The organism is Allomuricauda sp. F6463D, assembly GCF_023015965.1.
Taxonomy (GTDB): domain Bacteria; phylum Bacteroidota; class Bacteroidia; order Flavobacteriales; family Flavobacteriaceae; genus Flagellimonas.
In genome coordinates, this window is record NZ_JALKAN010000001.1 from 479,558 (window position 1) to 492,267 (window position 12,710).

The window sequence follows — 12,710 nt, forward strand, 5'->3', positions numbered from 1 at the left end:
TTTTGTTGAATTGATTATTGTGGGGCAATAAAGGAAAAAAGGGCACGATAATAATATAGGGCAACGTAAGGCGTGGTCCCTGTATCAATTTAATTAATGGAACGTTACGTAAGAATTTTATTTACCTCGATATTTTTTATTTTTCTTTTCACCACATCGGCTCAGAACACTGATGGTGATGAAGAAAGTGTACTGAAGGAGTTTCAGGACGCTAATCAACCAATACAACGTTTCGATGTCTTTTTCAATTCATTAGATCGATACAACATAAATTCCGCTTACGACTGGTTGGATACCATAAAAGTCTACATGTCCAATGCACAAATGACGGAAGACACCATCGCAGCAAGGCTTTATAAAGTTATGCAGGCCCAGGTATACAATGATTTGGGGGAATATGATAAAAGTACCGCTCTTGCCAAAGAACTATATGACATCAAAGATTCATTGGGTGCAGATTCCCAAATAGTGGTTTTGGATGTGCTGGATGACAACTACGCAAATCTCCAATTGTTCGATAAACAAATTGAAATTAGAAAACAAAAACGAGAGTTGGGCCTTACCAACAATGTTTCGTTTTATGATATCTACAGCAATTTAGGATTATATAGAAAAGCCAGGAACCAATATATTATGGAGGTAAAGCCTACCATAGCCGATAATGATTCGTATGGTTTGGCAAAATACCACAGTAAGGTTGGCAATTACCTAAGACTAGATGATTCTGCACCAACGGCCTTGAGCGAATTAAAAAAGGCCAAAGCCTATTTAGATGTCTACGTCAACGATATATCTATACAAAAAAGTGAATCCGATTTATTTGAAAGCGATTTACTAAAAGCAGAAATAGAGGGTAACATTGCCAAATGCCATGTAATGCTTAGTGGATATGAAGAAGCGGTTCCACTATTGAAAACAAGTATTGAAACCTTAAAAAAATCATCCAAGAATAAGGATCAAAAAGAAGTTGTGGAAAACACACTTTATTTGGCAGAGGCGAACCTTCAAATGGAAGATTTTACTGAGGCCAAAAAATACTTGGATGTTCAGTTTGATAACATTACCGTATTGCAGAGCATCAAAAAGAACAGTTTGCTAGCTGCTTTCTATGATAAGGTGGAGAATTTTAAGAACGCCTCTATTTATTATAAACGAAATGAAAGAATAAAGGATTCGTTGTCCAAAAAACAATCCGTACTTATAAAACAACAATTGGTGACCATTGTAGCCAATGAAGATTTGGAGAACTCCCAAAGGCTGATTGACGAACAAAAGCGAATAAACGAATTGGCTAGGAGTGAAATGAAAGCCAAGGATGAACGCATCAATTTAGTGTTTATTTCTTTGATATTTACCCTATTGGGGTTTGCCGGTTTAGTATATGCTTACCTAAAAAGTATAAAAAACCAACGTTTGATTGCCGAGCAAAAACACATAATTGAAAATTCACTTGTAGAAAAAGACTCGCTCTTAAAAGAAATACACCACAGGGTAAAGAACAACCTGCAAATGGTTTCCAGTTTGTTGAGCCTACAAACAAAGAATACCCGAAGCAAGGCAGCCATTGTTGCATTGGAAGAAGGAAAGAGTAGGGTAAAGGCCATGGCATTGATACATCAAAAACTATATCAGAACGATGATCTTTCGGTGATAGAAATGCAGGGGTATATTGAAAGTTTGATCAACAGTGTGCAATCCGTTTACAAAAAGGGAGGACACAATATTAGCATTACCATTGATGCAGAAGGTACTGAGCTGGATATTGACCGCGCCATTCCATTTGGATTGATATTGAATGAGTTGGTATCCAATTCTTTTAAATATGCCTTCCCCGAAAATGATGACAACGGTAAAATCTATATTCACTTACGTAAAAATGGTGATAAAGGTTATTTTGAATATACCGATAACGGCATTGGTCTTCCCGAGGATAGTGATGAACGGGCACACTCTTCCATGGGTATTCGCCTAATCAATCGATTGGTGAACCAGCTTCAATCTAAATTAAATGTTGATAGGGAAGTGGAAGGCGTACGTTTTTGGTTCAATTTTAGTTGATCTTACCTTACGTGACTTTTCAAAACCACTTTGTGCAACAATTTAGGGAAGAATCTCTTTAAATAAATTCCCTTAACTTCTTTACCCCCTATATACACTTCAAATTTACCCTTCTCAATTGCAGAAATCATTTTCTTGGCAGCTAGTTCCGGTGTGATTCCGTTTTGCGTGGCAACATCGTCATCTTTTTGAGGAGAGCCATCTGCTGTTAAGGCATTTTTGGCCACATTGGTTTGTACAAACCCAGGGCACACCAGAGTAACTTTAACCCCATCCTTTTCGTGTTCCATGCGCATTACATCAAAAAAACCGTGCAATGCGTGTTTAGCTCCACAATAGCCCGATCGGTATGGAGAACCAAATTTTCCCATTAAACTGGTAACCGTTACATAATGCCCACTTTTATTGGCGATAAAATGAGGTAAAATTGCCTTGGAAAGTGCCACGGTACCCAAATAGTTGATTTGCATTAATTGCTCATATACCTCTACTTTGGTTTCTATGATTAAGGAACGTTGGCTAATCCCAGCGTTATTGACTAACATATCAACACTGCCGAACTTGGAAATGGCCTTTTCTGCAATTTCCTCCATTTGGTGATGGTTTGTAAGGTCAAGGGGTAGAATGGAAATAGTGTTGGAACCTCCACACAATTCTTTTACTTTTAAAAGTTCTTCTTTATTTCGTGAAGACAAAATCAGGTTACACTGGTACGAACTGAGCTTCAAAGCAAGGCTCTTGCCAATACCGGAAGAAGCTCCGGTAACCCAAATAGTTTTTCCATTGATACTTGACATAGGTGCTGTTTTAGATATAAAATATACTTAAATTTGAGGAACTGCATGAAAGCTAGCTATAAAAAATACACCTTCGATTTTAAAGTTCCCAGTGGTACCTCACGTGGGGTTTTGACTCAAAAGGAAACTTGGTTCCTAGTACTAAGGGATGGTGAAAATTTTGGTTTGGGAGAGTGTGGAATATTACGTGGATTGAGTATTGATGATGTACCGGATTATGAGGCAAAGCTGGGATGGGTCTGCAGTAACATTCATTTGGGCAAAGAAGAATTATTAAATCAATTAAGGGCGTATCCATCCATACAGTTTGGGGTGGAACAGGCATTTTTATCTTTATATTCCAAAAACCCCTTTGAACTTTTTCCTTCAGATTTTACTAATAAAGAAACACCTATACCTATAAATGGATTGATTTGGATGGGTGATGAAACCTATATGCTACAGCAATTGGAGCAGAAATTGAAAGATGGTTTTGGCTGTATTAAAATGAAAATCGGGGCTATTGATTTTGAAAAGGAGCTTTCCATACTAAAACTGATAAGTGAAAACTATTCACCTGAAGTTATAGAACTAAGGGTAGATGCCAATGGAGCATTTTCACCTGATGAGGCCATGAAAAAATTGGAGCTACTATCCAGTTTTACAATACATTCCATAGAACAGCCCATAAAGGCCGGTCAATGGGAGGAAATGGCTAAACTCTGCGAAAAAACACCCTTGCCCATTGCCTTGGACGAAGAATTGATTGGGGTTTTTGATGTAACGGATAAAGAGAAATTGCTACAAACAATCCAACCTCAATATATAATTTTGAAACCAAGTTTGGTGGGTGGAATACAAAGTAGTGGGGAATGGATAGATTTAGCAGAAAAACAAAATATAGGATGGTGGATTACAAGTGCACTCGAAAGTAATGTTGGACTAAATGCCATTGCGCAGTACACAAATTCTTTAAACACCATAATGCCTCAAGGTCTAGGCACCGGCAGCCTTTATACCAATAATATTGAAAGCCCTTTGGAAGTATCTCAAGGGCAACTTTTTTACAGACAGTCAAAAAAATGGAATATGGAGATAATTAACAAAATATGTATATAGAACAAGGGTATAAAGGAAAAATTGGGCTTTGGAAATACTTGGTTATTCCCGTTGGTTTTATTGTGTTTATGATCATAAATTACATTGCAACCATAAATTCTCCTGTGAGCGTAGAGGATGCTATGCAACAAATCATTGACCAATTGGGAACCAACCTTGTATTGGTTATTTTATTGGCACCGTTGGTGGTTGGTTTCTTTGTTGTTTTGGGATGGACATTATTGATTCATCAACAATCCATCACCTCATTGACCACCTCTCGAAAAAAAATAGACTGGAAACGAATCCTATATTCATTTGGATTATGGGGCGGAATAACTATTTTGCTTACGGGCATCGATATTTATTTCTCACCAGATAACTATGAGCTCAATTTTAATCTTGTAAAGTTTATTCCACTGGCCATCATTGCCATATTGTTGATTCCATTGCAGACCAGCTTTGAAGAATATTTGTTCAGAGGCCATATGATGCAGGGCATAGGGCTAATGGCCAAGAACAGATGGGTACCATTAATAATAACCTCATTGTTATTTGGATTGATGCATGCAGCAAATCCCGAGGTTGAAAAATTGGGAATGGGCATAATGATCTATTACATAGGAACAGGGTTCTTTTTGGGGATTTTGACACTCATGGATGAAGGTCTCGAATTGGCCCTCGGTTTTCATGCTGCCAATAACTTGATTACTGCCTTATTGGTTACTTCGGATTGGACGGCTTTTCAGACCGATTCCATTTTTAAAGACGTTTCCGAACCCGTATTGGGATGGGATGTGTTAATACCCGTATTAGTGGTTTACCCTATCCTATTATTTGCTTTCTCCAAAAAATACGGTTGGAAAAACTGGAAAGACCGACTTTTTGGGCGAGTGTTGACAAAAAAAGAATTTGTAGCATTAACCGATGGAGCATCCGACCTGGCATAATGTTCACCCAGATTTTAAGTTGAACGGTATCCCGTCCGCTTTTGAAAATCTTTTTGAAATAGGGTATAGTTTAATTAAAGAAGGAGAGTCCTACGAAAAACCGATAGGTGATTTTTTGGTAGATTGGGCTTCAAAGAAACCGACCATGGAGGTTATTACCTCTGGGTCCACCGGAACACCAAAGACCATAGTGCTCCAAAAAGAACACATGGTGAATTCTGCGTTGGCAACTGGCGAATTTTTTCAACTGAAATCTAAACAAAAGGCGCTTTTATGTCTGCCCTGCACCGGAATTGCCGGTAAAATGATGTTGGTCCGCGCCATGGTCCTTGGTTTAGAATTGGAATATGTAGAACCTTCTTCATCCCCATTGCCTGAAAACAACAAAATATATGACTTTGTGGCCATGGTACCGCTCCAAGTCCAACATTCCTTGAACCAACTATCTACAAGGGTAAAAACTTTGATTGTGGGAGGGGCGGCAGTCGAATCGGGTCTGCGAAGCAAACTAAAAAGGCTTTCTACCCAAACATATGAAACCTATGGGATGACGGAGACCATAACCCATATCGCCGTAAAACACATTGCCCATGATTCAAATGACTATTTTGAAAGCCTGCCCAATATCAGTATAACAAAAGATGATAGGGGTTGTCTTATTATCGATGCACCCAAAATTTCAAATGAACGTATCGTGACCAACGATTTGGTGGAATTGGCAGGAAACTCCCAATTTAAATTTGTTGGCCGTTATGATTCCATTATCAATTCTGGTGGTATCAAACTGGTACCCGAAAATATAGAGCAAAAATTATCATCCTTACTAAAATTTCGTTTTTTTGTAGCTGGATTGCCTGATGAAGTTTTGGGCCATAAACTCATTTTGGTGATCGAGTCAGAACAACAGAACGTGCAAGAATTACTGGTAGGCATCAAGAATTTAAAGAATATTTCAAAATATGAAGTGCCAAAGGAGGTTTACTTTGTAAAATCATTTATTGAGACAGCAACTAAAAAGGTCGACCGTAAAAAAACATTAAATCAAGTAATTTAAGTTTTGTACATTCAACATATTAAAAAATCAACCATGCGAAAAATCATTAAATTAACACTGCTATTATTGCCTATTATTGCCATTTCTCAACAAATTCTTCCCGAAGTTGAACGTGCAAAGGCAGTGGACGAAATACTTGAAGAACGTTTTAACATCTTACTTCCAAAATTAATGGATGACGCTGGATTGGATATGTGGGTCGTAATCTCCAGAGAGTACAATGAAGATCCCGTATTGCGGACCATGCTTCCGGCAACCTGGTTGAATGCACGGAGAAGAACCATTTTACTTTTTTACAGAAACAAAGAAAAAAACACCATAGAAAAACTGGCAGTAGCTCGTTACGACGTAGGTAAGAGTATTAAATCGGCTTGGGATAAGGAAAAAGAGCCCAATCAATGGAAAAGATTGATGCAGTTGATCGCGGAGCGGAACCCCAATAAAATTGGGCTAAATTTTTCCAAGGACCATAATATCGCCGATGGTCTTGACAAAACGGATTATGATGAGTTTATGGCCAATCTACCGAAGAAATATCATTCCAAGGTGGTATCGGCAGAACAACTTGCGGTGCGCTGGATTGAGACTCGTACCCCTCAGGAAATGACAATTTTCAATCAATTGGTAGACATTACCCATGATATTATCGCCGAGGCTTTCTCTGAAAAAGTGATTACCCCAGGAGTTACCACTACAACTGAAGTGGAATGGTGGATGCGTCAAAAAGTAACCGATTTAGGATTGGAAACGTGGTTTCATCCTACGGTAGATGTACAGCGTACGAGTGAAGAGTTGGTGGGTCACTTATATTCTTTTTCGGGAAGACCCGATGATGAAGTGATCCAACGTGGAGATTTATTGCATTGCGATTTTGGAATCACATATTTGCGCTTAAATACCGACTGTCAAGAACTGGCCTATGTGCTCCGGCCAGAAGAGACCGAGGCCCCTTCTTTTTTGGTAAATGCATTATATGATGGCAACCGTGTGCAAGACTTTCTCACCCAAAATATGATACTGGGCAGGGTAGGTAACGAGATTTTGGCCAATGCATTGCAAGATGCGAAAGATGCCGGACTACAACCAGCTATTTATACCCATCCTTTGGGGAGCTACGGTCACTCCGCAGGGACTACTATTGGCATGTGGGATGCTCAAGGCGGTGTTATGAAAGATGATGGCGAGAATTATCCGCTAAATCCCAATACGGTCTACGCCATTGAGTTGAATACCACCGTAAACATTCCGGAGTGGAAAAGAGACATCCGGATTATGTTGGAAGAAGCAGGTTTTGTTGGAGAAGATGGATTTAGGTATGTAAATGGCAGACAAACCGAACTGATGCTAATTCCAAGGCCAAAATCACATTTAGGGAATTAAATTTCATTACACCTGCAAAACCCCCATATTAAACTTTTTCTCAATAGGAGCATGGTTGGCAGCTTCAATCCCCATGGAAATCCATTTGCGGGTATCCTTGGGGTCGATAATTGCATCTGTCCAAAGTCTTGCAGCGGCATAGTAGGGAGAAATTTGATCATCGTAGCGCTGCTTTATTTTATCAAAAAGTTCCTTTTCTTTTTCAGCATCAACTGCTTTACCACTTTTCTTCAGACTGGCTTTTTCAATTTGCATAAGCACTTTAGCTGCAGAATTTCCACTCATTACCGCGAGTTCTGCACTTGGCCAAGCTACAATCAATCTAGGGTCGTATGCTTTGCCACACATGGCATAGTTTCCGGCACCGTAACTATTTCCGATTACAATCGTAAATTTTGGCACTACGGAGTTACTTACTGCGTTCACCATTTTGGCACCATCTTTTATAATACCACCATGTTCACTTTTACTGCCCACCATAAATCCGGTAACGTCCTGTAAAAACACAAGAGGAATTTTCTTTTGGTTGCAATTGGCGATAAATCGCGTGGCCTTATCGGCAGAATCGGAATAAATAACGCCGCCAAACTGCATTTCCCCTTTTTGGGTCTTCACTACTTTACGTTGATTGGCAACAATGCCCACGGCCCAGCCATCAATACGGGCATAACCTGTAAGAATGGTTTTTCCATAACCTTCTTTATATTGTTCAAATTCGGAATCATCCACCAACCTTTTTATAATTTCCAACATATCATATTGGTCACTACGGGAAGATGGTAGTATGCCATAAATATCATCAGGATTTTCCATGGGTTCTTTTGCTTCGACTCTGTTGAAACCAGCTTTGTCAAAATCCCCGATCTTGCCTACGATGTTCTTTATTTTGTCAAGCGCATCCTTATCATCTTTGGCTTTATAATCCGTAACACCACTAATCTCGGAGTGAGTCGTTGCTCCGCCCAAGGTCTCGTTGTCAATACTTTCGCCAATCGCGGCTTTCACCAAATAGCTTCCTGCTAAAAATATGCTTCCGGTTTTGTCAACGATCAGGGCTTCGTCGCTCATAATGGGCAAGTAGGCGCCACCGGCAACACAACTCCCCATCACCGCTGCAATTTGGGTGATTCCCATACTGCTCATTACGGCATTGTTCCTAAAAATTCGGCCAAAGTGTTCTTTGTCGGGAAATATTTCATCTTGCATGGGCAAATACACCCCTGCACTGTCGACCAAATAAATAATGGGCAACTTATTTTCGATAGCGATTTCTTGTGCACGTAGGTTTTTCTTTCCTGTAATAGGGAACCATGCACCAGCTTTTACCGTGGCATCATTGGCAACCACAACACATTGTTTTCCTTGTACATAGCCGATTTTTACCACAACCCCACCAGAAGGGCATCCACCGTGTTCCTCGTACATGCCTTCACCTGCAAAGGCACCGATTTCAATGGATTGGGCATTATCGTCCAACAAATAATCAATGCGTTCACGCGCTGTCAATTTACCTTTGGCGTGGTGTTTTTCGATACGGCTTTTACCCCCACCAAGCTTAACCTTACCAAGTCTTCGCTTAAGTTCTGATAATTTTAGTTTATTATGATCTTCGTTTTTATTGAAGTTTAAATCCATTCTCAAATCATATTCAGTTTGCAGGTTAAAGATAAGGAGTTATAATCATTACTTTTGAAGTATATGAACATGAAAATAAGATGGGGCATTGTGGGCCCTGGAAGAATTGCTAGAAAATTTATAACAGATTTGCTTCTTGTGGAGGATGCCGAAGTAGCTGCTGTGGCATCAAGATCATTGGAAAGGGCACAAGCGTTCGCGAAGGAGTACAATGTTGAGCATATTTTCGGAAGTTACGAGGAGCTTTTTTTGTCTGGTACTGTAGATGTGGTTTATATTGCCACACCTCATAATCATCATAAAAAATTAACCATTGATGCCCTTGATAATGGTATTGCTGTATTGTGTGAAAAACCGATGGGTGTAAATAGGGCAGAAGTGATGGAACAGGTGAATGCTTCCAAACGGAACAACACATTTTTGATGGAGGCCATGTGGTCGAGATTCAATCCATCCATCCAAAAAGTAAAGCAATTGGTTGATAGCGGTGCTATTGGCGACCTTAAATATATGTATGCTGATTTTGCCTTTTATGCACTGGATAGGGACATAAACTCTAGGTTATTAAATCCAAACTTAGCTTCGGGAACCTTGTTGGACATTGGTATTTATCCAATTTTTCTATCCTATTTATTATTAGGAATGCCCGAAGAAATTTTGGCTACTTCAAAATTCTACGAAAATGGTACGGAAATACAGACAAGCATGATTTTTGAATATCCAGATGCGCAAGCTATGCTTTATAGTGGTTTTACAAGCCAATCCACAATGAAAGCAGAAGTATCTGGCACCGAAGGCCAGTTATATTTAAACCCAAGGTGGCATGAAGCTGATGGATACACCATGGTTAAAACTGATGAAACTACGGATGTTAACTTACCTTTGAAGGGAATAGGGTATTCCTATGAAATTATGGAGGTTCATTCATGCTTGAGAAAACATACAATTGAAAGTAATCTTTGGTCGCACCATAATAGCTTGGATTTGGCAAAGTTGTTGGATAAGGTCAGGGAAAAAAGCGGTATAAACTTTCCTTTTGAAACATAATCCTTAATAATAACTTTACATTATCTCTATTTTTACGATATTTGAAACTCTTCTGAAAATTAAACAATGAGTATGAATAAGAACACAGTGCTGGCCTATGCCACATGGATTATGATATTGGTAGGTCTGGGAATGATTGCACTTGGAGCTTTTAAATATGACGAAGTAGCAGGATGGGGCTTTGCTGCTGTTGGAATTGGATTTTTTGCCGTAGCTTGGGTATTTAATGCCCTAAAAGGTAGAGTATAGCCTCTTTTTCAAAAACAATTTAATTTATAGTAGATGTCAGACGATAAAAAAGTAATTTTTTCAATGTCTGGGGTTACCAAGACCTTTAAAACGGCGAATACCCCTGTACTTAAGAATATTTACCTAAGCTTTTTCTATGGAGCCAAAATTGGAATTTTGGGTCTTAATGGTTCGGGTAAGTCAACCTTGTTAAAGATTATTGCGGGGGTTGATAAAAACTATCAAGGTGATGTGGTTTTTTCCCCGGGGTATTCTGTAGGTTACCTAGAGCAAGAACCGCAGCTGGATGAGGACAAAACAGTTCTCGAAGTAGTAAAGGAAGGTGTGGCCGAAACGGTTGCCATTTTGGACGAGTACAACAAGATCAACGATATGTTTGGTCTGCCCGAAGTATATGAGGATGCGGACAAGATGCAGAAGTTGATGGACAAGCAAGCGGCACTTCAAGATAAAATTGATGCTTCGAATGCATGGGAGCTGGATACAAAGCTTGAGATTGCCATGGATGCGCTACGTACTCCAGATTCAGATAAAAAAATAAGTGTACTGTCCGGTGGTGAACGAAGAAGAGTGGCTTTATGCCGTTTGTTGTTAAAAGAGCCGGATGTCCTTTTGTTGGATGAGCCTACCAACCACTTGGATGCAGAATCTGTACATTGGTTGGAGCACCATTTGGCACAATACAAAGGTACGGTGATTGCGGTAACGCACGACCGTTACTTTTTGGATAATGTGGCTGGTTGGATCTTGGAATTGGACCGTGGCGAAGGTATTCCTTGGAAAGGAAATTACTCTAGCTGGTTGGACCAAAAAGCAAAACGATTGGAACAGGAGAGCAAACAAGCCTCCAAACGCCAAAAAACATTGGAACGCGAGCTAGATTGGGTTCGACAGGGAGCCAAGGGGAGACAGGCAAAGCAGAAAGCGCGTTTAAAGAATTACGATAAACTTCTTAGCCAAGACCAAAAGCAAATGGAGGAGAAGTTGGAGATCTACATACCCAACGGTCCCCGTTTGGGAACCAATGTGATCGAAGCGAAGGATGTAAGCAAAGCTTTTGGTGACAAGTTGTTGTACGAGAACTTGAACTTTAACTTACCTCAAGCTGGAATCGTTGGTATTATCGGTCCCAACGGTGCTGGTAAAACCACCATTTTTAAAATGATTATGGGTGAGGAAACCCCAGATAAAGGTGAATTTATTGTTGGTGATACGGCAAAACTGGCTTATGTAGATCAATCGCATTCCAATATTGACCCTGAAAAATCCATTTGGGAAAATTTTAGTGATAGTCAAGAATTGATAATGATGGGAGGGAAGCAGGTAAATTCCCGTGCTTATCTGAGTCGATTTAATTTCTCTGGAAGTGAGCAGAACAAAAAGGTAAATATGCTTTCTGGTGGTGAACGTAACCGGCTTCATTTGGCGATGACGTTAAAAGAGGAAGGAAACGTTTTACTATTGGATGAGCCTACCAACGATTTGGATGTGAACACGCTTCGTGCTTTGGAAGAAGGTTTGGAGAACTTTGCAGGTTGTGCGGTGATTATTTCTCACGACAGGTGGTTCTTGGATAGAATTTGTACCCATATCCTAGCTTTTGAAGGAGATTCACAAGTTTATTTCTTTGAAGGTTCCTTCTCTGATTATGAGGAAAACAAAAAGAAACGCCTGGGAACGGATATTATGCCCAAGCGTATCAAGTACAAAAAGTTAATTCGTTAAATAAAGAGGGTTATTCTTCTCCACCGAGATTTTTGATTCCCTCTTCCAATATTTTTTTGGCTTTATCCAAATAAGCTTTTTGGTGTGCAGTCAGACTGTTTGGGTCGTTACTTTCATTAGGAGTCGACCCTATGGAGTTGGACAGCTCTATCAATTGGTCAATGGCTTGTTCTGCGGATTGTAGTTTGTCATGGGCATGTTTTTCAAAAACCTTGATCATTTCAAGTTCCATGGACGCCACAGTAGCAGTTTCGGTTTCTTCATTAACCGTTTCTTCTGCATACACAGGTGCTATTTCCTCAGTTGCATTGGTTGTTGAAGAAGTACCGAGCGTACATTCATCAATAATGGTAATTAGTTCATTGATTTCATTCAATGCTTTTTTTGTAAAGAACCTTCCAGCTTCCCAGTCAGCAGGTTCTATGGCTTTATCTAGCGTCTCCATTGCGTCCCAGGTTTTGTTTTTGGCTTTTTCACAACTACATTCGGCCATAAAAGCTTCAGACTTCTCTAAAGCAATCAAAGCTCTTTCAGCATAGTACATCTGATGCTCAAAGTTGGTAGCATTCATAGCTTTTTTACCATGGCTGAGCGCATAGGTTACTTTCGCATAAAAGTTATCACATTGGTTGGAGTACGTAGCTTGTATGGCAAAAAGAAATGCCAGTACTACAAAAACATGGGATTTGGGAGCCATATTTCAAGTATTTTGATTTGGTTACTAAGTTCGTTGTTCTA

The 12,710-nt window shown here is 39.6% G+C and carries 11 protein-coding genes; 8 read left to right on the forward strand and 3 right to left on the reverse strand.

Features of this window, described 5'->3' with window-relative positions; all coding sequences use genetic code 11:
• Positions 1-96: 96 nt before the first annotated feature.
• On the forward strand, positions 97-2,058 hold the full coding sequence (locus tag MWU56_RS01975) for a histidine kinase dimerization/phosphoacceptor domain -containing protein (protein ID WP_247041694.1): 1,962 nt from the start codon (positions 97-99) through the stop codon (positions 2,056-2,058).
• A 2-nt stretch (positions 2,059-2,060) separates the two neighbouring features.
• Here the strand turns inward: MWU56_RS01975 and MWU56_RS01980 are convergent, their stop codons facing one another.
• The gene (locus tag MWU56_RS01980; RefSeq protein WP_247041696.1) at positions 2,061-2,855 is read right to left on the reverse strand and encodes an SDR family oxidoreductase; all 795 of its coding nucleotides are present in this window, start codon (positions 2,853-2,855) and stop codon (positions 2,061-2,063) included.
• A gap of 45 nt (positions 2,856-2,900) precedes the next feature.
• Between MWU56_RS01980 and MWU56_RS01985 the strand changes: the two genes are divergently transcribed.
• Genes MWU56_RS01985 through MWU56_RS02000 form a run of 4 tightly spaced genes read left to right on the forward strand, consistent with a single transcriptional unit; the run spans position 2,901 to position 7,316 of the window.
• Positions 2,901-3,953, forward strand: coding sequence for an o-succinylbenzoate synthase (locus MWU56_RS01985; protein ID WP_247041698.1), 1,053 nt, complete (start codon positions 2,901-2,903; stop codon positions 3,951-3,953).
• Positions 3,944-4,882 carry a CPBP family intramembrane glutamic endopeptidase gene (locus MWU56_RS01990; RefSeq protein WP_247041700.1) on the forward strand — a complete coding sequence of 313 codons (939 nt, stop codon included), beginning with the start codon at positions 3,944-3,946 and terminating at the stop codon, positions 4,880-4,882. The genes MWU56_RS01985 and MWU56_RS01990 overlap by 10 nt, the downstream gene beginning before the upstream one ends.
• Positions 4,860-5,936 (forward strand): AMP-binding protein, encoded by a 1,077-nt coding sequence (locus MWU56_RS01995; RefSeq protein ID WP_247041702.1) that lies wholly within the window; start codon positions 4,860-4,862, stop codon positions 5,934-5,936. The genes MWU56_RS01990 and MWU56_RS01995 overlap by 23 nt, the downstream gene beginning before the upstream one ends.
• Before the next feature lie 33 nt (positions 5,937-5,969).
• Complete coding sequence (locus tag MWU56_RS02000) at positions 5,970-7,316, forward strand: M24 family metallopeptidase (RefSeq protein ID WP_247041704.1); 1,347 nt, start codon at positions 5,970-5,972, stop codon at positions 7,314-7,316.
• Between the two features lie 6 nt (positions 7,317-7,322).
• On the opposite strand, the gene MWU56_RS02005 is transcribed toward MWU56_RS02000, so the two are convergent.
• The gene (locus MWU56_RS02005; RefSeq protein ID WP_247043686.1) at positions 7,323-8,951 is read right to left on the reverse strand and encodes an acyl-CoA carboxylase subunit beta; all 1,629 of its coding nucleotides are present in this window, start codon (positions 8,949-8,951) and stop codon (positions 7,323-7,325) included.
• A gap of 63 nt (positions 8,952-9,014) precedes the next feature.
• Between MWU56_RS02005 and MWU56_RS02010 the strand changes: the two genes are divergently transcribed.
• The 3 genes from MWU56_RS02010 (at position 9,015) to ettA (ending at position 11,972) form a co-directional block, all read left to right on the forward strand.
• On the forward strand, positions 9,015-9,998 hold the full coding sequence (locus tag MWU56_RS02010; protein WP_247041706.1) for a Gfo/Idh/MocA family protein: 984 nt from the start codon (positions 9,015-9,017) through the stop codon (positions 9,996-9,998).
• Between the two features lie 66 nt (positions 9,999-10,064).
• The gene (locus MWU56_RS02015) at positions 10,065-10,247 is read left to right on the forward strand and encodes a CAL67264 family membrane protein (RefSeq protein ID WP_203532449.1); all 183 of its coding nucleotides are present in this window, start codon (positions 10,065-10,067) and stop codon (positions 10,245-10,247) included.
• A gap of 33 nt (positions 10,248-10,280) precedes the next feature.
• Positions 10,281-11,972 (forward strand): energy-dependent translational throttle protein EttA, encoded by a 1,692-nt coding sequence (ettA, locus tag MWU56_RS02020; RefSeq protein WP_247041707.1) that lies wholly within the window; start codon positions 10,281-10,283, stop codon positions 11,970-11,972.
• Positions 11,973-11,982: 10 nt separating this feature from the next.
• On the opposite strand, the gene MWU56_RS02025 is transcribed toward ettA, so the two are convergent.
• Complete coding sequence (locus MWU56_RS02025; RefSeq protein ID WP_247041708.1) at positions 11,983-12,669, reverse strand: hypothetical protein; 687 nt, start codon at positions 12,667-12,669, stop codon at positions 11,983-11,985.
• Between the last annotated feature and the right edge of the window lie 41 nt (positions 12,670-12,710).

Coding starts and splice junctions, on each gene's coding strand:
- MWU56_RS01995 (WP_247041702.1), top strand. CDS start 4,860: ATGGAGCATCCGACCTGGCATAATGTTCACCCAGATTTTAAGTTGAAC.
- MWU56_RS02010 (WP_247041706.1), top strand. CDS start 9,015: ATGAACATGAAAATAAGATGGGGCATTGTGGGCCCTGGAAGAATTGCT.
- MWU56_RS02005 (WP_247043686.1), bottom strand. CDS start 8,951: ATGGATTTAAACTTCAATAAAAACGAAGATCATAATAAACTAAAATTA.
- MWU56_RS02015 (WP_203532449.1), top strand. CDS start 10,065: ATGAGTATGAATAAGAACACAGTGCTGGCCTATGCCACATGGATTATG.
- MWU56_RS02000 (WP_247041704.1), top strand. CDS start 5,970: ATGCGAAAAATCATTAAATTAACACTGCTATTATTGCCTATTATTGCC.
- MWU56_RS01980 (WP_247041696.1), bottom strand. CDS start 2,855: ATGTCAAGTATCAATGGAAAAACTATTTGGGTTACCGGAGCTTCTTCC.
- MWU56_RS01975 (WP_247041694.1), top strand. CDS start 97: ATGGAACGTTACGTAAGAATTTTATTTACCTCGATATTTTTTATTTTT.
- MWU56_RS01985 (WP_247041698.1), top strand. CDS start 2,901: ATGAAAGCTAGCTATAAAAAATACACCTTCGATTTTAAAGTTCCCAGT.
- ettA (WP_247041707.1), top strand. CDS start 10,281: ATGTCAGACGATAAAAAAGTAATTTTTTCAATGTCTGGGGTTACCAAG.
- MWU56_RS02025 (WP_247041708.1), bottom strand. CDS start 12,669: ATGGCTCCCAAATCCCATGTTTTTGTAGTACTGGCATTTCTTTTTGCC.
- MWU56_RS01990 (WP_247041700.1), top strand. CDS start 3,944: ATGTATATAGAACAAGGGTATAAAGGAAAAATTGGGCTTTGGAAATAC.